General features: G+C 67.8%; 27 protein-coding genes. 14 read left to right on the forward strand and 13 right to left on the reverse strand.

Annotated elements, in window-relative coordinates; translation table 11 throughout:
• Positions 1-149: 149 nt before the first annotated feature.
• Positions 150-1,481, forward strand: a complete 1,332-nt coding sequence (locus ACA511_RS19615; RefSeq protein WP_375025839.1) for a sensor histidine kinase — start codon at positions 150-152, stop codon at positions 1,479-1,481.
• Positions 1,482-1,604: 123 nt separating this feature from the next.
• Here the strand turns inward: ACA511_RS19615 and ACA511_RS19620 are convergent, their stop codons facing one another.
• Complete coding sequence (locus ACA511_RS19620; protein ID WP_375025840.1) at positions 1,605-3,230, reverse strand: cyclic nucleotide-binding domain-containing protein; 1,626 nt, start codon at positions 3,228-3,230, stop codon at positions 1,605-1,607.
• 871 nt (positions 3,231-4,101) lie between these two features.
• Between ACA511_RS19620 and ACA511_RS19625 the strand changes: the two genes are divergently transcribed.
• Both ACA511_RS19625 and ACA511_RS19630 read left to right on the forward strand, forming a co-directional pair.
• Positions 4,102-4,974 carry a helix-turn-helix domain-containing protein gene (locus ACA511_RS19625; protein WP_375025841.1) on the forward strand — a complete coding sequence of 291 codons (873 nt, stop codon included), beginning with the start codon at positions 4,102-4,104 and terminating at the stop codon, positions 4,972-4,974.
• A gap of 250 nt (positions 4,975-5,224) precedes the next feature.
• Positions 5,225-5,437, forward strand: a complete 213-nt coding sequence (locus ACA511_RS19630; RefSeq protein WP_375025842.1) for a DUF397 domain-containing protein — start codon at positions 5,225-5,227, stop codon at positions 5,435-5,437.
• Between the two features lie 236 nt (positions 5,438-5,673).
• Here ACA511_RS19630 and ACA511_RS19635 read toward each other — a convergent pair whose 3' ends face one another.
• The 3 genes from ACA511_RS19635 to ACA511_RS19645 all read right to left on the reverse strand — a co-directional run bounded on the left by ACA511_RS19635 (position 5,674) and on the right by ACA511_RS19645 (position 8,086).
• On the reverse strand, positions 5,674-6,357 hold the full coding sequence (locus ACA511_RS19635) for a maleylpyruvate isomerase family mycothiol-dependent enzyme (protein WP_375025843.1): 684 nt from the start codon (positions 6,355-6,357) through the stop codon (positions 5,674-5,676).
• A 70-nt stretch (positions 6,358-6,427) separates the two neighbouring features.
• Complete coding sequence (locus ACA511_RS19640; RefSeq protein WP_375025844.1) at positions 6,428-7,045, reverse strand: alpha-ketoglutarate-dependent dioxygenase AlkB; 618 nt, start codon at positions 7,043-7,045, stop codon at positions 6,428-6,430.
• A gap of 54 nt (positions 7,046-7,099) precedes the next feature.
• On the reverse strand, positions 7,100-8,086 hold the full coding sequence (locus ACA511_RS19645; protein WP_375025845.1) for a hypothetical protein: 987 nt from the start codon (positions 8,084-8,086) through the stop codon (positions 7,100-7,102).
• Between the two features lie 136 nt (positions 8,087-8,222).
• Here ACA511_RS19645 and ACA511_RS19650 point away from each other — a divergent pair, with 136 nt between their 5' ends.
• Together ACA511_RS19650 and ACA511_RS19655 are read left to right on the forward strand one after the other, a co-directional pair.
• Complete coding sequence (locus tag ACA511_RS19650) at positions 8,223-8,630, forward strand: hypothetical protein (protein WP_375025846.1); 408 nt, start codon at positions 8,223-8,225, stop codon at positions 8,628-8,630.
• A 72-nt stretch (positions 8,631-8,702) separates the two neighbouring features.
• A complete protein-coding gene (locus ACA511_RS19655; protein WP_375025847.1) occupies positions 8,703-9,038 on the forward strand; it encodes a hypothetical protein in 336 nt (111 codons plus the stop codon).
• A gap of 109 nt (positions 9,039-9,147) precedes the next feature.
• Here ACA511_RS19655 and ACA511_RS19660 read toward each other — a convergent pair whose 3' ends face one another.
• The 6 genes from ACA511_RS19660 to ACA511_RS19685 all read right to left on the reverse strand — a co-directional run bounded on the left by ACA511_RS19660 (position 9,148) and on the right by ACA511_RS19685 (position 13,934).
• Positions 9,148-9,975 carry a helix-turn-helix domain-containing protein gene (locus ACA511_RS19660; RefSeq protein WP_375025849.1) on the reverse strand — a complete coding sequence of 276 codons (828 nt, stop codon included), beginning with the start codon at positions 9,973-9,975 and terminating at the stop codon, positions 9,148-9,150.
• Positions 9,976-10,162: 187 nt separating this feature from the next.
• The gene (locus ACA511_RS19665; RefSeq protein ID WP_375025851.1) at positions 10,163-11,200 is read right to left on the reverse strand and encodes an XRE family transcriptional regulator; all 1,038 of its coding nucleotides are present in this window, start codon (positions 11,198-11,200) and stop codon (positions 10,163-10,165) included.
• Positions 11,201-11,217: 17 nt separating this feature from the next.
• Entirely contained in the window at positions 11,218-11,868 is a 651-nt protein-coding gene (locus ACA511_RS19670; protein ID WP_375025852.1) for a hypothetical protein, read from the reverse strand.
• A gap of 28 nt (positions 11,869-11,896) precedes the next feature.
• On the reverse strand, positions 11,897-12,685 hold the full coding sequence (locus ACA511_RS19675; RefSeq protein ID WP_375025853.1) for a glutamate ABC transporter substrate-binding protein: 789 nt from the start codon (positions 12,683-12,685) through the stop codon (positions 11,897-11,899).
• A 72-nt stretch (positions 12,686-12,757) separates the two neighbouring features.
• A complete protein-coding gene (locus ACA511_RS19680) occupies positions 12,758-13,345 on the reverse strand; it encodes a hypothetical protein (RefSeq protein WP_375025854.1) in 588 nt (195 codons plus the stop codon).
• Between the two features lie 157 nt (positions 13,346-13,502).
• Positions 13,503-13,934 (reverse strand): SRPBCC family protein, encoded by a 432-nt coding sequence (locus ACA511_RS19685; RefSeq protein WP_375025855.1) that lies wholly within the window; start codon positions 13,932-13,934, stop codon positions 13,503-13,505.
• 77 nt (positions 13,935-14,011) lie between these two features.
• On the opposite strand from ACA511_RS19685, the gene ACA511_RS19690 reads away from it, so the two are divergent.
• From ACA511_RS19690 to ACA511_RS19710, 5 genes are all read left to right on the forward strand, one after another.
• Positions 14,012-14,275: a sigma factor gene (locus ACA511_RS19690; protein WP_375025856.1), complete on the forward strand. Its 264-nt coding sequence runs from the start codon at positions 14,012-14,014 to the stop codon at positions 14,273-14,275.
• On the forward strand, positions 14,176-14,874 hold the full coding sequence (locus tag ACA511_RS19695) for a sigma factor-like helix-turn-helix DNA-binding protein (RefSeq protein ID WP_375025858.1): 699 nt from the start codon (positions 14,176-14,178) through the stop codon (positions 14,872-14,874). The genes ACA511_RS19690 and ACA511_RS19695 overlap by 100 nt, the downstream gene beginning before the upstream one ends.
• 310 nt (positions 14,875-15,184) lie before the next feature.
• Positions 15,185-15,409, forward strand: coding sequence for a hypothetical protein (locus tag ACA511_RS19700; protein ID WP_375025859.1), 225 nt, complete (start codon positions 15,185-15,187; stop codon positions 15,407-15,409).
• A complete protein-coding gene (locus ACA511_RS19705) occupies positions 15,410-15,982 on the forward strand; it encodes a DUF6879 family protein (protein ID WP_375025860.1) in 573 nt (190 codons plus the stop codon).
• Complete coding sequence (locus tag ACA511_RS19710; RefSeq protein ID WP_375025861.1) at positions 15,982-18,117, forward strand: tetratricopeptide repeat protein; 2,136 nt, start codon at positions 15,982-15,984, stop codon at positions 18,115-18,117. The genes ACA511_RS19705 and ACA511_RS19710 overlap by 1 nt, the downstream gene beginning before the upstream one ends.
• Positions 18,118-18,288: 171 nt before the next feature.
• On the opposite strand, the gene ACA511_RS19715 is transcribed toward ACA511_RS19710, so the two are convergent.
• Positions 18,289-18,486 carry a hypothetical protein gene (locus tag ACA511_RS19715; RefSeq protein ID WP_375025862.1) on the reverse strand — a complete coding sequence of 66 codons (198 nt, stop codon included), beginning with the start codon at positions 18,484-18,486 and terminating at the stop codon, positions 18,289-18,291.
• A gap of 155 nt (positions 18,487-18,641) precedes the next feature.
• Positions 18,642-19,058 (reverse strand): ATP-binding protein, encoded by a 417-nt coding sequence (locus ACA511_RS19720; RefSeq protein WP_375025863.1) that lies wholly within the window; start codon positions 19,056-19,058, stop codon positions 18,642-18,644.
• Positions 19,059-19,831: 773 nt separating this feature from the next.
• Here ACA511_RS19720 and ACA511_RS19725 point away from each other — a divergent pair.
• Entirely contained in the window at positions 19,832-21,058 is a 1,227-nt protein-coding gene (locus tag ACA511_RS19725; RefSeq protein WP_375025864.1) for a helix-turn-helix domain-containing protein, read from the forward strand.
• Between the two features lie 132 nt (positions 21,059-21,190).
• Here the strand turns inward: ACA511_RS19725 and ACA511_RS19730 are convergent, their stop codons facing one another.
• A complete protein-coding gene (locus ACA511_RS19730; protein WP_375025865.1) occupies positions 21,191-22,729 on the reverse strand; it encodes an HNH endonuclease in 1,539 nt (512 codons plus the stop codon).
• A 210-nt stretch (positions 22,730-22,939) separates the two neighbouring features.
• Between ACA511_RS19730 and ACA511_RS19735 the strand changes: the two genes are divergently transcribed.
• From ACA511_RS19735 to ACA511_RS19745, 3 genes are all read left to right on the forward strand, one after another.
• The gene (locus ACA511_RS19735; RefSeq protein ID WP_375025866.1) at positions 22,940-23,371 is read left to right on the forward strand and encodes a very short patch repair endonuclease; all 432 of its coding nucleotides are present in this window, start codon (positions 22,940-22,942) and stop codon (positions 23,369-23,371) included.
• 194 nt (positions 23,372-23,565) lie between these two features.
• Positions 23,566-23,805: a sigma factor-like helix-turn-helix DNA-binding protein gene (locus ACA511_RS19740; RefSeq protein WP_375025867.1), complete on the forward strand. Its 240-nt coding sequence runs from the start codon at positions 23,566-23,568 to the stop codon at positions 23,803-23,805.
• Between the two features lie 416 nt (positions 23,806-24,221).
• Complete coding sequence (locus ACA511_RS19745; RefSeq protein WP_375025868.1) at positions 24,222-24,680, forward strand: nuclear transport factor 2 family protein; 459 nt, start codon at positions 24,222-24,224, stop codon at positions 24,678-24,680.
• Positions 24,681-24,696: the final 16 nt, after the last annotated feature.

A 24,696-nucleotide genomic window follows, 5' to 3' on the forward strand; every position in this document is an offset into this window, starting at 1 on the left:
ATGGGGGCAGAGAGTGCCGGAAACCATTTCTTTGGACTCTCTTGGGTGCGTCGCTGCTGTTCAGAGGACTGTTTCCGGTCTGGGCGGTAAGTACCCCACCTGCGGGAGGTCGGGTGTTCGGACGGCGCACATGGTCCATACGGGTGCGGATGACCGTGATTGCCGGAATGGTCACCGCGATGATCTGCGTGATCGTGACCACGCTGATCCTCGCGGAGGTGCGCGGCTCCGAGACCGAGTCCAAGCACAGCCAGGCGACCGCCGCGGCGCTGCGGGTCTCCTACGAGATGCGGCGCGGCGAGGTGCGGGGCCACCTGGACGCGCCGGGCGACGTGGTCCTCCAGGTCATGGACGCGAGACGGGCGGTGATCGCGGGGACGCCGGGCCCGTCGCTGGACGGGCCGCCGATCGCACGGTTCCTCCCGTCCCGGGCCGAGGTGTACTCCGCCCGCGACGTGTGCTCGTCGGCGAACCTCCGCGGCTGCGCCTGGGTGGTCGCCTTCCGCATCTACCAGCCGGGCGGGGACTGGCTCGTCTACGCCGCCGCCCCGAGCGTCCCCTGGTACGTCAATCCCGGCCTCATGATGCTCCTGGTCAGCGTCTCGCTGCTGATGATCCTGCTGGCGTGCCTGCGCGCCTGGGGGACGGTGGACCAGACCCTCGCCCCGGTGGACGCGATCCGCGCCGAACTGGCGGAGATCACCGCGCAGCAGTCCGGCCGGCGGGTGACGGTGCCGGAGAACCGGGACGAGATCAGGCGGCTCGCCGAGGCAGCGAACGCGACGCTCGACCGCCTCGACAGCGCCCTGGAACGGCAGCGCAGCTTCACCTCCGACGCGTCCCACGACCTGCGCAGCCCGATCGCCGCGGCCCGCACCCAGATCGAGGAGGCGCTCCTCTTTCCGGACGAGGTCGATTGGCCGCAGACGGGACGCGCCGTCCTGCAGAGCCTGGAGCGGCTCCAGGCCATCGTGACGGACCTGCTGCAACTGGCCCGGCTGGACGCCGCCGCCTGGAAGGAGGTCGAGACGATCGACCTCGCCGCCATGGTCACCATCGAGATGGCGAGGTCGGACCGGACGAAGCGGGTCGTCCCGCATCTCCAGGAGGGCGTCACGGTGCGCGGGGACCGGCTCCGGCTCGTCCGGCTCTTCACGAACCTGCTGGACAACGCCGAGCGGCACGCCGTGTCGCGGATCGACATCACGGTGGCGCGCGTGGACGGCCACGCCGTCCTGGAGGTGCTGGACGACGGGGCGGGCGTCGCGGAGGAGCACCGTGACCTGGTGTTCCAGCGGTTCGCGCGGCTGGACGCCAGCAAGGCGCGCGACCCCGGCGGCACCGGCCTCGGCCTGCCCATCGCCCGGGAGATCGCGCGGCTGCACGGCGGCACGCTCACGATCGAGGACAGCGAGCGCGGCGCGCGGTTCGTCCTGCGCATCCCTCGGAACGTTCCAGAACGGGCCGGCCGGCGTCCCTGAGCGGGGCGGGGCGGGGGCGGGCGGCGGAGGGACGCGAAAAGCCCCGCGGCTTCGGTGCGCGCGGGGTCGCGACGGGGTTTGCGGGGCCCGTGCGGGGGACGGGCCATCGGCGGTGGGCAATGGTCAGGTAGCTGATCTGGCGGGGAGGCCGCGCAGGTGGATCCAGCCCTCGACGTCCATTTTCTTCACCTTGCAGCCGATGGGCTCGTACTCGTCGGCGTTCACGTAGCCGGGGCTGTGGGCGATGACGGAGTCGTACACGAAACGCGACGCGATGAAGCCGAGGTCGGCGCCCGTCGCGGCGAGTCTCTTCTTCAGCGGCGCGGCGTCCAGGAGCCGTGCCGCGTTGATGATCGTCCAGCCGGACACTCCGGGCGGGTCGGACGCCACCGGGCCGACGTCCACCGCGATCCTGAGCTGGATGCGGACGGCCTCGCTCGACCGGTGGTTGTGCCGCCGCAGCCGCATGCCGAGCAGGGCGATCATGGGGTCGACGACGGCGGCGGTCGGCGTCTCCGGCGGGATGACGATCAGCGCGCCGTCGCCGCGGTCCTCGAGGTGGCAGGCGTCCCACGGGACACCCGACTCCTCGAAGGACTTCCGCAGGACGGCGTACATGGCGCGCCGCACCGCGATCCGGTCGTTCTCGCCGCGGACGCGTGAACTGAAACCGGCGATGTCGGTGTACACGACGGTGCAGTTGCGCCCCGTCCACGAGGGCTCGGCGGCACTGGTCGAGGAGACGGCCATCGCCCGGAACCGCGACGAGCCGCCACTGGCCGCATGCCAACCGGGTGCGGCATACGCCTCGGGCGCCCCCTGCGGCCCGGTTGCCGCGTACGGGGCGGACATCACGTATGGGGTGGAGATCGCCGGGGTGGACATCGCGTACGGGCTGGAGGCCGTATAGGGGCTGGACGGTGCGTAGGGGTTGGAGTCCACTCGCGGGCTGATTGCCGTGTGCGGGCCGGATACTCCCGGTGCGCCTGACGTCGCGTACGGGATGGCGGGCGCGTATGGGCGGTCCATCGTGTTCGCGACGTGCACCGCGTACGGGGGATACGGCCCTGGGGGCGGTATCGGAAGGTAGACCGTCGCGTAGGGCTGGGCCGTGCCGTATTGGACGGCCGCCCTATACGAGTGCGCCGCCCGGTACTGCTCCATTCCCGGTTCGGCGAACTGGGGGTCGTGCATGAATCCCGATTGCTCAGTGAGTCGCTCGTACATCTCGCGTTCCATCACGGCGATCACGCGCCTGTGGTTGCTCAGATAGGTGAAGAACTGCTGCGTGGTCAGGCACAGCGCGTGCAGCGGCTCCATCGCGACGATGGTGGCCGAGCGCCGGCGCAGCATCAGGGCGGCGCGCTCGCCGATGATGTCGCCGGGGCCGCGGGTGGCGATGATGCGCTCGCGCCCGTCGCGCTCGACGCAGACCCGCACCGAGCCCGACTTGAGCACGACGGTGTGGTCGGCGGGGTCGCCCTCCTCCCACAGCACGGCGCCGGCGTGATAGACGACCTCCCGCGCGGTCGCGAGGAACTCGGCCCTTTCGACGGTGGTCAGGGAGTTCCAGAACCCGCCCCCCTGGGACGGTCCGGCCTGCTGGACGTGCGCCGTGGGTGCCGCGTGCCTGCTCACGAGGCCCGTGCCCTCGGCCGGGGGTTCGCCGTGCGCCCGCCTGGGACGGACGGCCCGGCTCGCCGGGCGGACGATCTGGTCCGGGTCGTGCCGGTGGGCGTGTTCGTCCATCAGCTCACCCGTCCCGTGATCCATCGGACGGCGTTCGCGGGGGCGGTGGTGTGCGCGGGGTGGACGTCGAAGGTCGGGAGAAGAATCTGCTGTCTTGACATGTCAGGGACCCCATGTCTCGATTCGCGACTTCGGTTCCGGGTGCGGCGCCGGGATCGCCCGGCGCCGAATTCGGGTGGCCGAAGTCACATCACCTATAGCCCGTACCGCGTGATCGCGGTTAGACTGGGTGAGTCCGCAGAAAACGTTTTGGCAGGTCAGCCCGATCTTTCTGCGTTTTCGCAGGTGTTCTGCGCAGACCCGCCGGCGCGTTGTCGCGCGGCTCCGGAAGTCGCTCTCCACTTTCCGTCGATCGTCTTGGCTGCCAACCGGTGATCGGTGGAAGTGGCGGGCGACTCTGTCGTTGTGGCCGGTTCTGGTCGTTCTCGCTGGCAATGCAGAAGTCTTCGCGTCGCGGCTGGCCTCCCCGTTCGATGCGTGCCCCGCCTCGTCCTTCCCGGTGGCCGGCGGTGCCCCGTGGCCCGGCCGCCCGTGTCCGCCGGCGGCGAGTGCCCGGCCGGGGGGACACGCGTCCCGTCCAGGCCCCTCACCCTGCGTCAAGACCGGTTGTTGCTCCCAGGTGGCACCGCGTCCTGTTGCAAGTCGGCGTCTGGTAATCTGCTACATAGCACATTACAACATAGTCCCGAGGGATGCAGCAGTCTGGAAGCTTCCGGAGCGGGTTTTGGGCGTTATGGCGGGGTCTGGCGCGTGGAGCGAAGATCGCATGACCAAGACATGTAGCGCAGTGGTGGCAAGTGGGATGTCAGGTCCCGGTATGCCATGTAGCATCCAGGCTGGTGGCGTTAACTACTTAGAGTGAGCGAATACGATGTCCAGTGACCAGGGGCCGATAGTTCAGAGTGCGCTGCTGCGGGCGGAGCTCGTCCGGTTGCGCAAGGAGAAGAGGCTGACGCAGGAGCAGGTGGCGCGGCAGCTCGAGTGGTCCCCGTCCAAGCTCATCCGGGTCGAGGGCGGAAAGAACGCCATCACCCGGACCGACTTGCAGGCTCTGCTGGGCGTGTACGACGTCACTTCGGAGGGGCGTCAGGAGCGGTTGCAGACGCTGGCCCGCGGCGCGCGCGAACCCGCCTGGTGGAACACCTACCGGGGTGAACTCGACCCCAGTTTCCTCAACTACGTCGGTTACTCGGCGGGCGCGGCCTTCATCCGCCAGTTCCATGGGACGGTCGTTCCCGGGCTCATCCAGACGCCCGAGTACGCCGAGGTGCTCTCGACCGGAAAGGCGTCCGAAAGGGCGAAGGTGCTCGCGGCGAAACTGCGCATCCAGCGGCAGCAGGAGCTCGCCAAGCGCGAGAACCCGCCGCGCCAGCACTACATCATCGACGAGGCGGTCATCCGCCGGCACGTCGGCATCAAGGTCGACCCGGCGATCATGCCGGCCCAGCTCAACCACATCGCCGACTTCGCCGAGCGGGACGATCTCGTGACGGTGCGGATCATCCCCTTCAACACGGGGGCGCACCTCGGCCTCGAAGGCCCGTTCACCATCCTGGAGTTCGACGGCGACCTCGACGACGTCCTCTACCTGGAGGGGCGGCCGGGCGCCAGCGTGATGATCACCGGTGAGGACGACAAGATCACCGAGTACCGCGACACCTTCGAACTCCTGCTGGAGCAGGCGCTGCCCGCCGACCAGTCGGTCGCGCTGATCCGGAAGGCCGCCGAAGACCTCATGGGCTGACTCAGGCACCGCAACTCGACCGGAGGTGAAGGCCGCGGCGAACATCCGACAAGGCGAGTGGCCGTCATAACACGCAGCGTGATCTTGTGTTCCCTTGTAGGCGGGGTAACTAGAACCGTTTACACTCGTGATCGGGAAATTATCCACAAGGTCGTGGTTTGTCGTGCCCTGCTCGGTGCTCGTCCGGTGGGTGTTCTCGGCCGATCGGTTGGCGAGACGGTCCCCGCCGGCAATGGACGGAGGTTGCTGGATGGTCTACCGGTCGACTCGCGAAGCCGCGTTGAGCTGGCGAAAGAGTAGCGTGAGCGGCGACGATAGCGCCTGTGTCGAAGTGGCGGCGCTAGGCCCGTCGATACTCGTCCGCGATTCGCGCGACCACTCCGCCGGCGTCATCGCCGTCGGCCGCGCGCAGTGGAATGCCTTCGTGGACGCCATCCGGGACGGCGATCTGGATCGACGCTGAGTCACGAGACTCATTTCCACCGCTTCTCTGAAGAATTGTCGACCACTGCGGCTCCCTGACGCCTTTACCGGCGATCTCTGACAACCGCCCCCGCCGCCCCCCGCCTCTCTAAGGATGGCCCCGCTGCGCCGCGCCCAGCGCCGCGCAGTGGGGCCTCGCCGTCTCGGAGCTGACCCGGAGACGCTCCGCATCGGATCCCTGCCGCGCCTCCACAAGACCGCCGCCACCTCCGAGCCTTAGTAGAGGAAGGGGATTTCGACTTCGTCGGCTCCGGTCAGGGCGGCGCCGGAGGAGCGGCCTAGGATCCGGGCCAGGAGGGACGTCGCCGGGCCGGTGACGAGGACATCACCGTTGCCGTGGTGGGTGTTGGTGTCGGTGGCGTGCAGGCGGAGGTCGGGACCGCCTTCGCGGCGGGCGAAGGAGGCGGTGACGCTGGTCAGCATGCGGGCGGTGAAGCCGGTCGGCCAGTCGCCGGGTGTGAAACCGGCGTCGAGGTCCACGTGGTGGATGAGGACCTCCGTGAGGCGTGCGTCGGCGGCTCGGACGGCGGGGTGCCGGGCGCCCGTCGTCCATTGGACGGTTCGCCCCCACGCTTCGTCCGGCATTAGGGCGAAGGCGTCGGCGAACCTGTCCGCGCTCTGCCGGACGTCGTCCAGGAGGGCGCCGGCGGGACGGTTCGCGCCCTCCTCGATCTCGGCGGCGCGGGCCTCCAGGCTCGGGTACTCGTAGGACTCGACGCCGGTGCGGGCCCAGGTGAGGAGGCGGGCGCCGCCATCGGCGTTGCGGGCGACGTGGGTGAGGACGTGTCCGCGCGTCCAGCCGGGGAGCAGGGACGGCGCGCGGACGTCGGCGTCGTCGAGCCGCGCGGCGGACGCGAGGAGAGCCCGGGTGGCCGCGGTGATCTCGTCGAGGGCGATCACGCGAAGTCCGGGGTGTCATCGATCGGCATCTACTCGCTCGTCTCCGCGCGTCTCGCGTCGTCGGGCTGGGTCAGCGGACGCCGCGGGGGCGGAACTGGATGCTGATGCGGGGGCCGGTCGCTCGGGCGCTCTTCGGGATGGCGTGCTCCCAGGTCCGCTGGCAGCTCCCGCCCATCACGATGAGGTCGCCATGCCCAAGTTCATGGCGGATCGTCTGGCCGCCCCCACGCGGACGCAGCAGGAGGCTCCGCGGCGTGCCGACCGACAGGATCGCCACCATCGTGTCGTGCGTGGCGCCACGTCCGATGGTGTCGCCGTGCCACGCCACACTGTCGCGGCCGTCCCGGTACAGGCAGAGGCCCGCGGTACGGAACGGCTCACCGAGTTCGTCGGTGTAGTGGTCGTCCAGCACGGCTTTCGCTTGGTTCAGGACGGGATCGGGGAGGGGCGCGTCCTCGTCGTAGAACGCGAGCAGGCGAGGGACGTCCACGACGCGCTCGTACATGCGCCGCCTCTCGGCCCGCCAGGGGACGGACGTGAGCAGCCGTTCGAACAGTGCGTCCGCGCCGGGGATCCAGCCGGGGAGGACGTCCACCCAGGCGCCGTGGGCGAGCCGGGTCCGCCGCGCCGACGTCAGCGGGCGCGGGTCGCTCTCGTCCGTGGAGTCCAGCAGCGAGCCTTGGAACATGCCGTCATCGTACCGTTCTCGGTCAAACATGTGTTCGAACGTCCCGAGGGTGCGTCATCGCCGCGTGGCGAGGGCGTCGCCGAGTGGGGTGCGGGTGTAGAAGGTGCGTCCGGCGTGGCGGGCCTGGAGGACGAGGTCGTTGGCGGCCAGCACGGTGGTGTGGCGGGAGATCTGTGCGGGGGAGATTCCGGTCTCGCGGTGGATGGTGGCCGTGGGCGTGGCGACGGTGATGGTGGCGAGGATGCGGGCGCGGGTGGGGCCCAGGAGCTTGGCCAGCGCGTTCGGGTCGGCGGCCGGCGGGGGCCGGTGGGCCACCGGGTAGACCAGCACGGGCGGCAGGTCGGTATCGGCCAGGACCACGGGTGTGGTGGCGCAGAACCAGGAGGGGATCAGGCGCAGGCCCCGGCCCGCGAGGTGGACGTCGACAGGGACGGGGTAGCGGGCTTCCAGGATCCGGTCGGCCCGGTGCCAGACGGCGCACGGCAGGTTCGCCAGAAGGTCCTCGGGCCCGCCGTTCGCTGAGACGCCGGTGAGGCGGGTGTGTTCGGTGGCGGCGTGTCTGCTGATGTCGCTCCAGCGGGGGGCCAGCGCGGCGGAGAAGTAGGACCGCAGATGGTCGCGCAGGACGGCCAGTGCGCTGGAGTCGCCGGTCGCCAGTTCGGCGCCCCAGCTCGGTGCTCCGCTGCGGCTGGTCAGCTTGCCCAGCTCTTGGCCGATCCGTGCGCGCGGGGTGGAGAGCAGGGTGTCGAGTGCCGGTTCCAGGCCGTCGGTTCCGGTGTGCGGGGTGAGGAAGTCGGGCCAGTACGAGGAGACCGGCACCAGCGGCAGCAGGCACCGGCCCACGGCCGCGCCGAGCGGCCGTTTCGACAGGACGGTCAGCGTGTCGGAGCGCCATCGCGCGACGTCCGCGGGCGGCCCGAATCCGGGGCGGGGCCCCCGCAGCGGGTGCAGGCTCAGCACCAATTCCCAGAGCGCATCGGGACGCGCCGAGACCTGAGTCCGCTTCATATCTTCGGGCCCGAAGAAGATACGCAACCTCACGACTGCTTGCGTACCCGTCTTACGAGATCTGTCAACGTCATTGCGTCAGCGCGCAAATGCCTGGCCTTGGCCGTTCATTCACTGCGACCCTCGGGAGAGTCAGCAGAACGCGAAACCCACAACACGGGGGGAATTGGTGAATTTCACACGAAAAACCGTCCTGAGGGCAAGCGTCGGCGCCCTGGTCGCGGCGACCTCGGTCGCCGGAACGGCGAGCGCGCCGGCCGCGGCGTCGGCCACCGCATCGCCGGGAACCGGCCGCACCCACACCGCACGGGCGAACGCGCAGGAATCGCGCGCGGCGAAGGAGCGCTGCGACGCCGGGTACATCTGCTTCTACAAGCCATCGGGCGATCAACTGGTCCACCGCGCGACGTACCGCTGCTACAACCTGGAACGGTCGCCCTGGTCCAACGTGGAGAACTACACCAACCAGAACCAGGTGCTGTGGAGCCAGCACAACTGCCACGGCACCAGCGAAATCATCAAGCCCGGTCACACCTCGGTATTCCCCGGCCCGTGGCGCAGCTTCAGCCACACCTAGACCACAGTACCGGGATCGTCGGCAAGCGCGTTCCCGGACCTTCCTGACCCACTGCGAAAAGGTGGAGAATTCATGCGCATCGCAACCCTTCCCGGGGCGATACTCGGTGTCGTCGCGCTGACCGTCGCGGCGGCGCCCGCTTCGGTCGCGTCCCAGCCCTCATCCGCACGGGAGCAGTGCCGCGACGGCCTCATCTGCTTCCACAAACCGTCGAACGATCAACTGGTCCACCACGCGACGTACCGCTGCTACAACCTGGAACGGGCGCCCTGGACCAGCGCGGTGAACTACACCAACCAGAAGCAGATCGTCTATCCCCAGTACAACTGCAAAGGAAAAGGCATGCCGCTCCCGGTAGGCCAAACCTCGTGGAAGATCGGCACCTGGCGCAGCTTCAACCACTTCTGACGCCGGGTCCGGCTGAGGCGCCGCCCGCACGGGCGGCGCCCGGTGCGGGCAGCCGGGCGGGGTGAGGCGGTGGCGGGGAGCGGCGGTCCGGCGCGTGCGACGAGGGGGGTCAGAGGTCGTTGAGCAGGTCTTTCAGGAAGGCGGTGGTGCGGGCGGGGCGGGCGGCGCGGATCGCGACGAGATCCATGATCTTCTGGTAGCGGGCGGCCTCTGCTCCCTCGGCGTAGCGGGCGCCGGTCAGCTGCTCCAGGTAGATCACGTCGTCCAGGTCGTGTTCGGCGAACCGGACGATCGTGATCGGCCCGCCGAGGGCGAGGTGCCCGCCCGCCGAGAACGGCAGGACCTGCAACCGCACGTTGGCCATGCTCTCCGACACCGCGATGAGGTGCTCGATCTGGCCGCGCATGGTGTCCGGTCCGCCGATGGGCCGGCGCAGCGCCGCCTCGTCGAGGACCGCCCACAGCGTCGCCGCGCCGACCGGCCGGTGCAGGATCCGCTGCCTGGTCATCCGCAGCGCGAGCCGCCGTTCGATGCCCCCGTACGCGGAGTCGTGGTGTTCGAGCCCGATGACGGCCCGCGCGTAGTCGCGTGTCTGCAGAAGGCCGGGGATGAACTGCACCTCGTAGCTGCGGATCGTCGTCGCCGACTGCTCCAGCCCGAGGTACTGCTCGAACCAGCTCGGCACCACGTCGCCGTAGCCATGCCACCAGCCGGGCTTCTTCGCCTCCTGGACGAGTTGCAGGAAGCTCGCGCGCTCGTCCTCGTCGTGGACGCCGTACAGGTCGAGAAGGTCGAGAACGTCCCGGGCCTTGAAGCTGTGCCGGCCGAGCTCAAGCCGGCTCATTTTGGACGCCGAGGAGCGAATCGCGTGCCCGGCCTCGGCCCGTCCGATTCCCTTGTCCTCCCGCATACGCCGGAGCCGCGCCCCTATCTGCATGCGCAGCGCCGTCGGACTCGGATCTGCCTGACGATTGTCCAGCACAAGATCTCCAGCGCTTCTCGTACGTCCCGACAACCATCGGAGGGTCTCACAGGCAATGGCGGACGCGCAGGAAACCTCCGGACAGAGGTATGTCACTCGGCCATGCCCCGCAGGAGCATTGTGGACCGTTCCAAATAAGGCGTCACCGCCGCGGCACCAGCAGATCCAGATCGGCCCGCGGCACCCGCGCCCACTCGGCGACGCGGTCGCGGTCGGTGCCGGCCTGGCCGACGATCTCGATCGCCCGGGTCAGCATCGTGGGCTGTTCCAGGGGTTTCGCCGGCCCCGGCTCGTGCCGCCGCCAGCCGCGTGAGCCCATCGCGCCCATCGCGTTCCGGTAGGCGGTCTCCTGCATGATCCCGAGCGTGCGGGCCCGGTAGAGAAGTGCCGCCATGCTGACGCCCCACGTCGTCTTGAGCCGGGTCAGGCGCTCCCAATCGGCGGTGCCGGGCAATTCGCCAGCGATATCCTGCTCCGGCATGAGGAATTCGGCCGCGAATCGGTGCGCCTGGTCTTCGACGACTTTTTCGCCGGGCTCGGCGTCGGCGTGCATGACCAGATGCCCCAGTTCATGCGCCGCGTCGAATCGATTACGCCAGTAGTCGCCTTTGGCCGGATTGAAGAACACCATCGGCCTCGGATGGACGCCCACGCTGAACGCGTCCACACGCTCCGCCGCCTGCGGCAGGACGAGGACGATCACGCCGTGCGTTTCGAGCAGCCGGACGACGTGCGGCACCGGCCCCGCCTGCGCCAGCAGCGACTTCCTGGTCAGCCGGGCCGCCTCGACGGGGCCGGGGCCGGCGATCTCGTCCGGCGACACCGGGTACTCGGGCAGGTCGACCTCGGGAAAGTCGACGAGGTCCTCAAGGGCGGCGACGACGTCGGTGGCGATGCGTCCGTAGGCGAGCGCCTGGTCCCGCTCGATCTGGCTGGTCGACCTGAGCGAACGGAAATGGGCGCCGTCCATGGAAACGGGGCTGCGGCCGGCCTGGAAGAACTCGACCGGGACGCCGAGCGCGATGGCGAGCCGTTTCAGCGCCAGCTCGTCCGGCGGCTGGACGCCCGCCTCGTACCGTCCGATCGCTTTCGGCGTCGTCCCGACGGCGTCCGCGAGCTGGTTCTTCCGCAAGCCTCTGAGCCGTCGGGCCAGCGTCAGCCGCTCGCAGTCGAACAGCACCCTGCGCCACCCTTTGCTTAGGCCGTCTTCGTCTCCCCGCGGAGCCGCATGGGGACGTCGTCTTCCTTGTCGTCCCAGAGCGGCATCGTCCGCTCGACGAGCTTACGGCGTGGATCGGGCCCGATGGTGTCGTCCAGCTGCTTCACCCAGTGCCAGGCCGTCCCGCCGTCCGCGTTCCACCTGGGACGGCCCAGGAAGAGCTCCATTTCGAAGGGGTCCTCGGTGGCGCTGTGCGCGAGGACCAAGGTCACGACGCCGGGCGTGTCGTGAGCCTCCAGGCCGAGCGGCAGCGTCAGTTGCGGGTCGTCCACGTATCCCTGGCGGGCGACGGCCTGCTTGGTGGGGCTGGCCCGGTCCCACCGGATGCCACGGACGTTGCCGAACTCGTGCCGCTTGAGCAGGACGCGATAACGCCCGTAGCGCCAGCCGGGCGAGCCGTTCAGGTCGTCCCGGACGACCTGCTTCGCCATCTCGCCCCGGCCGAGAACGCGGTCGAGGTGGTGTGCCAGCGTTTCGAACGCGCCGACGCCGTACGTCCGCTCCTTGAAGCCCGCCTCACGGCTCAATCCGTTGAACAGGGCGCGCGTCGCCTCGCGGTGCGCCTCCCGCACCCCGTGCAGGAAACCCGCCGCCAAGAGCTCGTCCCAAGCAACCCGGTCTTCAGCCACGTGTCCACTGTAGGGAGGGGGAGTGACATTACGAGCAGCCCTCGAACTGAGGGACCTCCTCGACCAGCTTCAACCCGCTGGACCCGAACCACTTGCGCAGCAGCCGGCTCGCCGTCCCGTCCTGGTACATGGTGGTGACGGCCCGGTTCGCTTTCTCGCAGGTGTCGATGTCGCCCTTCCGCAGGCCGATGCCGTAACGCTCGTCGGTGAACGGCGCGTTGAGGATTTCCAGGTCCGGTGCCGCGAACCCGGCCAGCACCAGATCACCGGTGGAAACCGCGTCGACCGTGCCCGCGCGCAGTTTCGCCACGCAATCGCTATAGGACGAGGCGGGGACGAGTCTGGCGGCAATGCCGAGGCCGCTGACCACCCGTTCGGTGGACACGGACCCGCTCGCCTGGCACATCCGCCGTCCGGCCAGGTCGCGGACGTTCCGAATTCCGGTCCGGCCGCGCCGGACCATGACGTCCTGGTGCGCGACGTAATAGGGGCCGGCGAACGTGACGAGATGCGCTCGATCGGGAGTGATCGAGTAGGAGGCGAGCACGAGGTCGACCGAGTGCTCGTTGAGCTTCTCCTCGCGGTCGTCCGACCTGACCTCCTTGAAGGTCACGCGTGAAGCGCCGAGCTGACGGGCGATGTAGTAGCCGACATCGACCTCGAAGCCGCGGAAGACGCCGTTCTCCTCGCGGCCGAGTCCGGGCTGGTCGGTTTTGACCCCGACCACGATGACGTCCCCACCGGGAATGGACGCGCTCGCGGTCGCGCACCCCGCAAGGCCAATGACGAGGGCCGAAATTATCAGAAAGTGCCGCACACTCCCTGGCTATCGACACGAATGAACGAGCATGTGAACGGAGGAGGGCTGAACACCTGCCCGGAGATGGCCTTATCGATGTCGCGCGGGCCGGTCGGCGGCGAAGAGCCGCACCTGCCGAAGCCTGGGTTCAGGGCCGATCCGCCCCTCGCGCACCCAGAGGGCATGGACGGTCAGCAGCACGAGTTGCCGAGCCCCGAAGAAGAGCAGCGCAGCCAATGGAAGTTCTCCGAACAGCGCTGTGACGAGACTCAGCGGGAACTCTCCCGATCCCCAGGAGAGCCAGACGTCGAACCAGGCATCGCAGATGAGGAGCGTCCCGGCGACGATCTGCCCGAAAATGGCGATCTGCAGCCGCTTCCAGATGGCGAATGCGGTGGCCGCGATCGCCAGTGTCAATCCGACGTCGAAGCCGATCCAGGCGACCGCCCACTGCCCGGCGGTGAAGTGTTGCGGCAGCGTGAAAGCGAGCACAACCGTCCAAGGGATGAGCCAGACGCAGCAGGCGACCAGCAGGACGATGGCCAGCACACGCCGCCGCCGGTTCCGGGGCTCCTCCAGGGGGTCGAGGTCTTCTGCCGCGATGAGCGTCCGCAACAATTCGGTGCGCTGCTCGGCCGAAAGCCGCCGCACCTCCTCAGGCGTCAGCACCACACCCACCTCCGTCCCAACCTTAAGAGCCGTTGGATGGCTGCAAGGGAAGGCGTAGCGCCACCGAGCCGAAGCGGCGGGCTGGCGGCGCTCACCCTTGCTGCCAGGCGGTAGAGACGTCGGCTGCGGAGGGCGCCCCCGAATCGCTAACCCGGTTATCGTCCTCCTATTTGTCGCCCTCAAGCAGCTCTTTCAGGCGCTGGTGGCTCGCGGGCGCGACCTTCGCGGCCATGCGGCGGACCATCGGCACCACGGCCGCGGCCATCCCGCGTCCGTCGAAGTCGAGCCCGAAGGTCACCCGGCACCGGTCGGCGGCGAGCGGTTCGATGTCGACGGTCGCGTTCGGACGGATCGGCCCGTCCACGCCCCGGGCCGCCCACGCGCGCGGCGGCACGCTCTCGGTGATCTCCTGCGTCATGGTCCGCTCCGTACCGCCGATCTTCCGGACGGTGGTGAAGCGCGACCCGACCTCGGCCCCATGGACGTCCACATTCGCCACATCACGCTGCCACTCCGGGAACTTCGCCGGATCGACCACGTAGGCGAACACCTCGTCCGCCGACCGGTTGATCTCGATGGTGTTCATGAAAGCAGTCATGTGTCCTCCCGATGCGGTCACATTTGCCCCGAACAGTCCGTCATAGACACGACGGACCCCGGGGGAAGGATGTGACCGTGGACGACGAGCAGCTCGCCGAACGGTTCGAGGCCAATCGTCCGCGCCTGGCCGCGCTCGCCTACCGGATGCTCGGCTCGCCCACCGAGGCACACGACGCCGTCCAGGAGGCGTGGCTGCGCCTGTCCAGAACCAACGCCGACCGCATCGAGAACCTCAACGGGTGGCTGACGACGATCGTCGCTCACATCTGCATAGACATGTTGCGGACCCGGACGTCCGCCGCGAAGACCCGCTCGACGAACGCCTACCGGAGCCGCTGATCAGCCAGGACGGCTCGAACCCCGAAGAACAGGCGCTGCTCGCGGACGCAGTCGGCGTCGCGATGCTCGTCGTCCTGGACACCCTCACACCGGCCGAGCGCCTGGCCTTCGTCCTGCACGACCTGTTCCAGATGCCGTTCGACGAGATCGCCCGCATCCTCGACCGGACGCCGACGGCGACCCGGCAACTCGCCAGCCGGGCCCGCCGCCGCGTGCGCTCGGCCCCCGTCCCGGACCCGGACATGAGCCGCCAACGAGCCGTCGTGAACGCCTTCCTGACCGCGTCCAAGAACGGCGACCTGGAGGCCCTGGTCGCGACCCTCGCGCCCGACATCGTCCTGCGCGCCGAGGCCGAGGGCGAGTTCCTGCACATTCGCGGCGCCCAAGAGATCGCCCAGCGCGCGATCGCCTTCTCGTTCCGCGCGGAGTTCGCCCGCCCAGCCCTGATCAACGGCACCGCCGGCCTGATCGTCGCCACCGAAGACGAACCGATCGCGGTCATGGCCTTCACCGTAGTCAACGACAAGATCGCCGAACTGGACATCTACGCCGACCCCGCCCGCCTCAGCCGCCTCGAGCCGCCGATCAACACCTGCTGATCCGTAGGGCGCCGCGATGTGTTCCGCGCTTGAGGAAACGGCCGAGCAGCCGCGGGTGGCAAGAACTGAATCACCCGCCGCGTGTTGGGCTTGCGACGAGCTCGCAGGGTGGGCAACCGCTCCTCCGCGTAATCCGTGAGTTCGCGCACATGTGTCTACTTTTCCACATAGCTGTGCATGGCCCGATTATTGGGCATCGGTAAATCGACACCAGGTCGTGCCGTTATCTCATCTGTGTGGCAGGGGCATAGATGCGTCGCTAACCTGGCAGAGGGCATCCTATGAGGAGACTTCCCAGGGAGGGCAGATCATGAAATTGGTCATGCTTTACAAAGATCAAGGTTCCGGTGGGAACGGATGCCCATCGGTCTATCTGGCGGAGAACGGGGACCTCGTCGTCCAGGGGCACGCGGTGGACGACGACACCTTCGCCGAGCTGGCCAACGTGCTGCCGGGCGAGAACGCCGTCCGGATCGCGCCGGACGTCCTCAAGGGCGCTATCGAGCGGCTGCGCGCCGTGCGGGAGGAGTGCTAGGTGGGACGGATCTTCCACTCACTCGCCGACAAGGGATTCAACCAGCTCTTCGAGGACTTTCAGTACACCGCATACCGTCTGGAGTCTCTGCAAAGCTACGACGTTTCCTACGAGAAGGACGAGTTCGCACTCTTCCTCGCCGGCCAGGAGCGTGGAGAATTCCCAGGAATCGCCGACTGGATAGAAAGCAGCGTGCGACCGGCGGAGAAAGCCGGAAAGCGCATGCGCCGGGTCCATATCGTCGAGGAGCCGCTGTCAGACTACGTCCGGTTCGAGTGCGCCTGGTCCTACCAGCACACCGTGCCGGCCGGAGAGGACGTGCGGATCATCCCGGTGCGGCGGGGCGAGTGGCCTGAAGGGCTGCCCCACTACGATTACTGGCTCTTCGACTCCTGCCGCCTCGTCACCATGCACTACGAGGACGACGGGGCGTTCGCGGCGGCGGAGATCGTCGACGATCCCGAAAAGATCGTCCAGGCGAACTACTGGCGGGACCTCGCGGTGAACCGCGCCGTCCGGTACCGCGAGTTCGCCGCCCGGTACGGCGGCCGGTTCCTGCCGGCGTCCGGCTGATGTCCGGCGAGAACCCGATCGCGGCGAACGAGTTCGAGGGAGACGCCGGCACCGTCGTCCAAGCTCAGAGCGTCCAGGGCGGTATCCGCATCGGCGGGCGCCGCACTCTGCCACCGCCGCGGCAACTGCCGCTGGACGTCTCCGGCTTCGTCAACAGGGAGGCGAGTCTCCGGGCATTGGACGCCCTGCTCACGGACACCACGACGGAGGCGGCGGCCACGGCCCCCGACGTCGTCCCCGCAGTCGTGGTGTCCGCCGTGTCCGGTGCGCCAGGCATCGGCAAGACCGCGCTCGCCCTGCACTGGGCGCACCGGTCCAGATCGCGGTTCCCCGACGGCGACCTTTACGTGGACATGCGCGGCCACGGCCCCGGTCGTCCGATGACGGCGGGCGAGGCCCTCGACGGGTTCCTTCGCGCCCTCGGCGCGCCGCCGGAGGCCATCCCCGCCGACGCGGACCAGCGGGCATCCATCTACCGGACGCTTCTCGACGGCAAGTGCATGCTGGTCGTCCTCGACAACGCCGCGTCGCCCGCCGACATCAGGCCGCTGCTCCCCGGGTCGCGCGGGTGCTTCGCGCTGATCACCAGCCGAAGTACACTCGCGGGGCTGGTGGCCAGAGAGGGAGCGGCGCGAGTGACCTTGGACGTACTGTCGCCCGAGGAGTCCGTCGACCTGCTCGCGACCGTGCTCGGCACCGGCAGGGTCGCGGCCGACCCCCCAGCGGCCCTCCGCGTCGCCGAACTCAGCGGCCACCTCCCGCTGGCACTGCGCGTCGTCGCCGAGCATGCGGCGGGCAGACCGGAACTGTCCCTCGCAGGGCTGGTCGCCGAACTGGAGGACGAACGGCACCGGCTCGACGCCCTGGCGACCGAAGAAGACGAGCTGAGCGACGTGCGCGGTGCGTTCTCCTGGTCCTACCGCGCCCTGAGTGAACCCCTGCGCCGTACGTTCCGGCTCCTCGGCCTGCACGCCGGGCCCGACATCGGCGTCGGCGCCGCCGCGGCGCTGCTGGGCGCGGACCCGGCCGCGACGGGCCGCCGGCTGCGCGGACTCACCGCCGCCCACCTGCTGCGCGAGACCTCGAACGGCCGCTTCCATCTCCACGACCTGCTGCGCGCCTACGCCCGCGAACGAGCCGCCGCAGAGGACCCCCAGCAGGAGAGGACGCGTGCCGTAAGGCGGATGCTCGCCTGGTACCTGCTCACTGTCGACGCCGGACGGCGGCTCATCCTGCCCTACTCCCACGCGATTCCGCTCGTCCCCACCGAAGGTATGGACGTGCCCGAATTCGCCTCAGCGCAGGAGGCGGCGCAGTGGTTCGAGCGGGAGCGGCCCAACGTCCTCGCCGCGCTACGCCTCGCTGTCGACCTCGGGCAGTACGACATCGCGTGGAAACTGCCCGTGGTCGCCGACGGTTTTTTCGAGCTCGGCTCATACTGGTCCGACTGGGAGGACGTGCACAGGCTCGGGCTGCGGGCGGCGCAGGAGCTCGGCGACGCCCTCGGCGAGGCGTCCAATCTCTTGTGCCTCGGTGACGCGGACTGGCGCGGCGGCCGGTACGAGGAGGCGCTCGCCGACTATCGGCGGGCCGTCGAGTTGAGCCGGGAACTCGGCGATGCATGGCTCGAGGGCTTCGCATCCCGCGGCATCGGCCTGATTCATGAGCAACGCCACGAGACCGAGGTGGCGACCGAGCACTTCCGGTCGGCCCTGCGGGTCTTCCAGGAGCACGGGATACGGCGTGGCGAGGGCATGGCACTGCTGAGCCTGGGCCGCTGCGCAGTCGATGCCGGTGAGGCTGTGGAACTCGGTGAGCGTGCCCTGGCCGTTTTCGCTGAACTGGGCGACCAGTGGAGTGAAGCGTGGGGGGCGCTCCCACTCGGGTCCGCCCTGCTCGTCCAAGGGCGGGCATTGGACGCCGAGCCGCGGCTGCGGCGCGCGGTCGAGACCTTCGAACGGTTCGGTGACCGCCGCAGCATGGCGATGGCGCTGGTCTCGCAGGGTGAGGCACTTCTCGCGCTGGACGACGCCTCCGGCGCCGCCGCCTGCTGGCAGGCGGCCGCCACGATCTACGACGAACTCGGCGACGACCAGGCAGGCGACCTGCGCACCCGGGCCGCGAACCTTGAGTGAGGCCAGGTCGATGCCCATCTGATCGGTCACGCCTTCGGCCACCGCCTCCTGGCCGACCACGAGGCGGCCCTGCGTGGGCAGGAGCATCGCCAGCGCGCGGCATGAACGTCTTGCTCCTCCGTCCGCCGGATCCACGCGGCCCGCCCCGTGCCCGTATTGCTCATCCGGGAGCTACCAGGTGCCTGGGAACATCTGGTGTTTGAGGAGCGAGTCGACCTGCTCGGCGGCCGACTTGGCGTCTCCGCAGGGCCACAAGTACCCCTGCCTTCCGCGCAGCGTCTCGTAGTAGCCCCACGTTCCACCGGGAGTGGCCCGGACGGAGACCACGATGCCGACGTCCTTGGAGAAACCGGCGTGCACCCACAGCATGGGCAGTGGCGTAGGGAACTCCTCAGGCCGATAGAACTTGATGAAGCGCCATCCCTGAGGCTGGAGGGCGATGGCCAGCGCGTCCAGGTAGCGAATCGATGTTCGCCTACCCAGCCGCGTCCGCAGGCGGAGCACCTGACGTTCGGCCTGAACGCTCAGAGAGCGCACTTCGCCCACGTGACCTTCCCTCCCTTGGCCAGCGGATCAGTGCCCCACTCCTCCGCGAGCGCGGCGACGAGGAGGAGCCCGCGTCCGCTGATCGCCGACTCGCTTTCCGGCTGGACGCAGGGGAGCCCTCCGCCGCTGTCCTCGACTTCGATGACGGGCCGCCCGTCCGCCTCGTCCCGCACCACGCGGACGACGATCGGCGGCTGCCCGTGCAGAAGCGCGTTCGTGACCAGCTCGGACACGATGAGCTGCGCAGTGTAGGCGTCATCGAAGCCCCGATCCTGGAACCACTCACCGACGAACCGCCGGGCCGCCGCAGGTGCCTGCTTATCCGCGCCCCATACGAGCAGCTCCAGGTCACCCACTTGGGTGATCAGCTCGTCGTCCTCTATATGGCCGCTCAAGGCCCTCCACCTTCCGTATTCGTTATGGCTCCAGGCACGTCCGGCCATCTGGGACCGTGGCGGCCCCGCCCCGGCGAACGCAGGCGACCGCGAACGCGCTGGTGATGTCCCGGCCGCGCCTGCCCCACCCGTCGTGCCTGGACGTGCTGTGACGGTCGGTCCGCAACACCACGCACCGCCATGACCGCGTCGGCGAGACCAGCCGGGGTGGCGGCCTCAATGAGACGGCCATCGACCAGCGCCCACCACCGGCGCGTGTGAAAGCCGAACCAAGCCACCACACCGAAGCGGCGCTCCAGCTCACGGATCTCGGCCCGGACGAGCGGCCCGGTGTCTATCGGGACGGTCACGTCGGAAAGCATGATCACGCCTCCGCCTCAGACAGCAGCGCGTCCAGTTCCTCGACCGTTCGCGCCCGAAGTAGCCGGTGCCGTGACGCGCCTGGCAGTGATTGAGCGAGCCAGTCCCCATGGCGTCCGCCCCGCAGGACTTCGCGCCAGATGTCCCACGTGTGGCCATGCTTCGCGCGCAGCACCTCGGCTGTTGAGGGACGAGGCGTTTCCACGGTGGACCCTCATCTCGGCTTCCTGGCTGCTTGGACGCCGGAGACGCTACGGACCATAATCGTGTTGGTACAGTCACGCTGCGCGGTCGTTCTGTGGGTTGCGCGTGTAGAGGGCTATGACGCGTAGTCGTTTGAATACTGACCCGGCAGGGCGAGGTTCTGCGACTTACGCTGAAGTCATCGAGAGGCTCAGAGAAGGGCAGGGCAAATGCAGGACGCCAGCATCAGTGATCGCGTCCGAGAACTGCGACGCCGGCGTGGGATGACACAGGAAGAGCTGGCCGAACGAGCCAACTTGTCGCTCGCGGTGATCAAGAAGTTGGAACAGGGCGGCACCTGCCGCATGGAGACCTACCACCAACTCGCCCGCGCACTCGGGGTCACCACCGTATGGTTCGCCTCCGCTGGATCCCCTGAACCCGCCGAAGCCACCATCGATGAGGTAGTGCTCGCTGACATCCGCTCAGCGATCAACCCACCCATCGGGTTGACCGGCCGTCCCCTCTACGGCACCGCTGACGGCGACCACCCCGACCTCGGGCGTCTTGGCGGCGCGGTTGCCGCAGTTGCCGCCAAATATCACGCGGACGCCTACGACGATCTCGCGCAATTCATGCCAGCCCTGGTGCGGTCAGCCCACCATCACGTCGACATCCACGACACCGGAAATCAACGCCGGGAGGCGCTGCGGCTCCGTGCGGACATCCTCGGTCTCGCGGGACGCTACCTCATCCAGGTCCGCGCCCATGACCTGGCGCTGATCGCGCTCCACGCATCACTCCGGGACGCGGTAGAGATCGGCGACATTCCACTCGCCGCCGCATCTGTTAGCTCACAGGCGTGGGCGATGCTGCGGCAGGGACGATTCGCTGAGGTCGAGCGCCTATGTGTCGACACAGCAGGACAAATCGAACCGAAGATGAGCACTGCCTCGCCGGACGAACTGTCGAGCTGGGGCTACTTGCTGCTGCGAGCCGCGTCGGCCGCGTCACGCAACAATCGCGCTGAGGAAGCCCGCGAGTACCTCCATGCGGCAAGGGCGGCCGGTGCCCGCCTCGGTCGACAGCATCAAGATCTGGCAGGCCACAAGTCGTTCGGGCCTCTCACCCCAGCGTTGATGGGGCCGGAGATCGAGTTGCTGGACGGTCACCCTGACCGCGCGCTCGACCTGGCGCGGGACGTGCCGCGCGACGTCGGTCTCGGAAACACCTCCGGATGGGACCGCCATCGTCTCGACATCGCCCGCGCGAAGACACAAACCGGCGACCCCGAGAAGGCAACAGAGATCATCCAGACCATCCGAGCCGAACACCCGGCATGGCTGCGATACCAACAGTACGGCCGCGACATCACCCGCGAAGTACTGGAAACCCGCCCAAGAATGCCCTCCCAAGCCATGCTCGACCTAGCCGACTTCATGGGCGTCGATCCCTAGCCTCCTGCCCATACACGCGTACTGCCACCGGTATCACCACGTGGCCGACAAGGGGTATCAAGGCACCGGGGCCTGCATCGTCATCACTGTCCGGCTTCCATTCCAACATGGATGGGTGTAAGGAGCGAACTCTTAACGATCACCCAGTCGAGCCTTATCCGGTTGCCTGACAGGCGCAGCGTTACGCCGCCTCTCGGAGTGAGTGAACTCCCTGACCAAGTCCCGTAGTTCTTCCGGAGAGGGCCATGTGCTGGTTGCTCCGAGGCGACGGTGACTCATTCGATGGCAGTTGGCACACAAAAGCGCCAGATCGCTCAGGCTGGTCTTGGCTTCCCCTGCCTCGTGCAACGGGACTACGTGGTGCACCTCGATGTACCCATCGCCATGTTCGCCGTAGACCTTGGTGAAATCGAATCCACAGACCTCGCAGGAGAGTTCGCCGCCTGACGACAAGACGTTCTTGATCTTCTTCTGGCGGAGGCCGTGGTCACGCTCTCGGTATCGATGTACTCGTTCGAGACTTCGTCCTTCGAGGGCTGTAACCTCATTCTCATCGCTACCTGGTGTGGCGATGGCATCACGGATTCTGTCATCTCCTGAATTGAGAACTTCAGTAATGCGATCCGCGGCTGCCAGCATTTTTTGTGGGTTGGCCAGGAAGGCGTCGATTACTTGGCGGGTCTTCCTTCCTCCTCTGGTTTGTGTCCCCTTGTAATCCGGATGCGCTGTCGCGAAGTCGGCGGTCTTTCGTTGGACGCTGCTCGGACTGCGGAAGTCGTTCCCGCGTATCTCCAGAGGATGGAATGGCAGTTTCTGTAGTAGGTTTGATAGCTCTATTGCTCGACTGTCGTAGTTCTTGACCTCTCTCCAGCTATTTCTGTGAACCAAGGCACATGCCAGTACGAGTTCATCCCAGACCCAGTCAGGCGACCTCTGGGTAGAGGTGTTTGAGCTTTCCGTCCGACTACCTTTAGACGTTTCAGAACTTATCCATGAGGCCCATGAATGCGGAGCAAGGTCGATTGTTTCATCCAATCTCACCGTGGAATCTCTACGCGCGTTTATCCATCTCCAGTCTATTTCGTTACCTTCGAGCGAGAGGTTCAGTAGTGAGATATTGAAGACATAGTTTGGGAAATATTTTCCGCTGGCCGGGTCTTCTTGGCGAACCGCCTCGGCCCCATCTATGACGCCCAAGCCACAGAATTGCAAAAATCCTTTAATCTGGCGATTTTGCTCAATTGATCTAAAGATTAGAAGTGGAACAGCCTTCCTGCGGATCTCTGTCTTGTCGGACGTATGATCTTCTACTGCTCGCAGGAGCGCGGCGTTGCCCCTTGTGCTTCCGAGTGGTCCGGTCGTATTAGCGCGATGATCGCCGTAATACCGGACTTTTCCATCGGTCAGGTCGATGACGTCGCGCCATGGTGTTTTCGTCGACCCGGCTTGGAACGGGTTGGAGCGAAGGAGGATCACTGGCCGGCGTTTCCCCTCGGGGGCCGAGACGGCCGCTGGATGGTCGATACCCCGGTTCATGATGAGCCTGGGGGCACCAGGGGCTGCGGTCAGGTTGAAGAAGTTTCGGCAACCGTCGAGGTACTCGGGCTCCTGATTCGGGGGTTCCGGGTAGCGGACGACCTCACCAACCGTGAGTTTCGTGGACGTGTGCATGTCCGTATTATGTCGCGATCAGCCGACATGATGGACATCATTGTGCTTTCTTCGGGTGACGCACCTGGATTCAATGAGGAGTGGCGGCCCCGGTGCGGTGGGCTGGGGTTACCGCACGGGTGACCGTCCCCGGCGGGTGCGCGGCCGGCGTGTGGGACGACGGCACGGTGATTGGAAGCATGCTGCCGCCCTTTTGCGTACGGTTGGGCTGTGGGAGTACAAAGGCCGACCCGGGCGTCGAGCGCCGGCGTTCGCAAGAGCATGCAGGGCAACAAGAGCCGGGGCACGAAGCCGGAGTTGGCCTTGCGTCGAGCCGTCCACGCGCTCGGGCTGCGGTACCGGGTGTCAATGCGTCCGCTTCCCAAGGTGCGCCGAACGGCCGACCTGGTCTTCACCAAGGCGAAGGTGGCGGTCTTCATGGACGGCTGCTTCTGGCACGGCTGCCCCGAACACCACACCAAGTCGGCCACGAACGCCGCCTACTGGGCTGAGAAGGTCGAGCGCAACCGTGAACGCGATGCCGAGACGGATGGTCTCCTCAGGGACGCCGGTTGGTCGGTAATCCGTATCTGGGAGCATGAAGACACGAACGAGGCCGCTTCGAAAATCGCCCGCGCGGTTCACCAACGGCGAGCGCTGTAGCTTCGCGCATTCGCAGGCTGAGGGGAACTGAGACTGCTTCCGATTGCCGGGGCCGGGCAGTAGGGGCCGTCCCGTCGCCTGGAGGTACTGATCACCTGCGCCGGCCGACCGTGACCTGTACGGCCGTTGGCGGGCGCGGCTGGGGCCGCGGCACTGCGAGGCGGTCCCTGAGGTGGGTACGGTCTCAGCCGAGGATGAGGTTCTGCGACGCTTGGAAGCGGGCCGGATGGCGGCGGCGATCGCCGCTCTGCCTGCCCGACCAGCGACAGGTGCTGATCATGTGGGCCGTCCACGGTCTCAGCGGACGGACGGTCGCCGCAACGCTCGGCCTCAGCCTTCCCACGATGACGTCCCGCCTGCATCGTCCCCGCGCGGCGCTTCACGGCACGCTGCAGGGTGCGTCCCGCCCGGCCCCCGGCGGCTGCGATGGCTGACAATTTGAGCTTTGCGAGCGCGTCACTTCGCTGGCACCTGCTGCGCGGCGCCGGCGGGGTTCGGCTCGTTCGCGCTGATTCCGTTGCTCGGACTCGGCAGCGTCTTGCTCGCACCGATTGGCCTGCTTGTACTGCGTGGGTGCCCGGCCTGCTGGATGATCGGGCTGGGGCAGACCATCTCCATGGGCCGTTTGTAGCGCTCTTGCGCGCAGGGTCGGTGCGAACTGACCGCCGCCCGACCTGCTTCCTCGCATCAGGACGACGGTGGACGGCCCGGTGAATCGGTCAACTCCTAGGCGGATGTGGCGTCCGGCCGCGGTGCCGTCCGAGCCAAAGCCGCATGGCCGCTCGCTTCGCGAGGATGAGAGTAGAACCTGTTCTTGTCTAATCGCGTCGCAGCGGCCAGTCTTGGGCGCATGGACCTGGTTGCTCTGGAAGAGATCCGGCGGCTCAAGTACCGCTACCTGCGCTGCGTCGACCTGAAGCTGTGGGACGAGTTCGCCGAGGTGTTCGTCGAAGATGCGGTCGCCGAGTACGACACTCCGGTGCTCGGGAAGACGCTTCGGCTGGAGGGGCGGGACGCGATCGTCCAGTACATGCGGGAGAACCTGGACGAGACCAAGATCAGTGCGCATGCGGCCGGGGCTCCCGAGATCGACATCGACGGGGACCGGGCTTCCGGGGTGTGGTCGCTGGACGACTCGATCATCATCCCGGCGCACAACCTGCTGATTCGCGGGGCCGCGTTCTACTACGACACGTACCGGCGTGAGGACGGGCGGTGGTTGGTCGAGAAGACCGGGCATCGGCGGACGTACGAGTACATGGTGTCGCTGGACGACGCGCCGAGCCTGAAGTTCACGACCTCCCATTGACCGGGACCGGGCGTTG

It is taken from the genome of Actinomadura sp. GTD37 (assembly GCF_041951365.1).
Classification (GTDB): Bacteria; Actinomycetota; Actinomycetes; order Streptosporangiales; family Streptosporangiaceae; genus Spirillospora.

What these genes read in the sequence shown, in the direction of transcription:
- ACA511_RS19615 (WP_375025839.1), top strand. Translation starts at nt 150, where the DNA reads ATGACCGTGATTGCCGGAATGGTCACCGCGATGATCTGCGTGATCGTG.
- ACA511_RS19620 (WP_375025840.1), bottom strand. Translation starts at nt 3,230, where the DNA reads ATGGACGAACACGCCCACCGGCACGACCCGGACCAGATCGTCCGCCCG.
- ACA511_RS19625 (WP_375025841.1), top strand. Translation starts at nt 4,102, where the DNA reads ATGTCCAGTGACCAGGGGCCGATAGTTCAGAGTGCGCTGCTGCGGGCG.
- ACA511_RS19630 (WP_375025842.1), top strand. Translation starts at nt 5,225, where the DNA reads ATGGTCTACCGGTCGACTCGCGAAGCCGCGTTGAGCTGGCGAAAGAGT.
- ACA511_RS19640 (WP_375025844.1), bottom strand. Translation starts at nt 7,045, where the DNA reads ATGTTCCAAGGCTCGCTGCTGGACTCCACGGACGAGAGCGACCCGCGC.
- ACA511_RS19655 (WP_375025847.1), top strand. Translation starts at nt 8,703, where the DNA reads ATGCGCATCGCAACCCTTCCCGGGGCGATACTCGGTGTCGTCGCGCTG.
- ACA511_RS19660 (WP_375025849.1), bottom strand. Translation starts at nt 9,975, where the DNA reads ATGCAGATAGGGGCGCGGCTCCGGCGTATGCGGGAGGACAAGGGAATC.
- ACA511_RS19685 (WP_375025855.1), bottom strand. Translation starts at nt 13,934, where the DNA reads ATGACTGCTTTCATGAACACCATCGAGATCAACCGGTCGGCGGACGAG.
- ACA511_RS19700 (WP_375025859.1), top strand. Translation starts at nt 15,185, where the DNA reads ATGAAATTGGTCATGCTTTACAAAGATCAAGGTTCCGGTGGGAACGGA.
- ACA511_RS19710 (WP_375025861.1), top strand. Translation starts at nt 15,982, where the DNA reads ATGTCCGGCGAGAACCCGATCGCGGCGAACGAGTTCGAGGGAGACGCC.
- ACA511_RS19715 (WP_375025862.1), bottom strand. Translation starts at nt 18,486, where the DNA reads ATGCTGTGGGTGCACGCCGGTTTCTCCAAGGACGTCGGCATCGTGGTC.
- ACA511_RS19725 (WP_375025864.1), top strand. Translation starts at nt 19,832, where the DNA reads ATGCAGGACGCCAGCATCAGTGATCGCGTCCGAGAACTGCGACGCCGG.
- ACA511_RS19730 (WP_375025865.1), bottom strand. Translation starts at nt 22,729, where the DNA reads ATGCACACGTCCACGAAACTCACGGTTGGTGAGGTCGTCCGCTACCCG.
- ACA511_RS19740 (WP_375025867.1), top strand. Translation starts at nt 23,566, where the DNA reads ATGAGGTTCTGCGACGCTTGGAAGCGGGCCGGATGGCGGCGGCGATCG.
- ACA511_RS19745 (WP_375025868.1), top strand. Translation starts at nt 24,222, where the DNA reads ATGGACCTGGTTGCTCTGGAAGAGATCCGGCGGCTCAAGTACCGCTAC.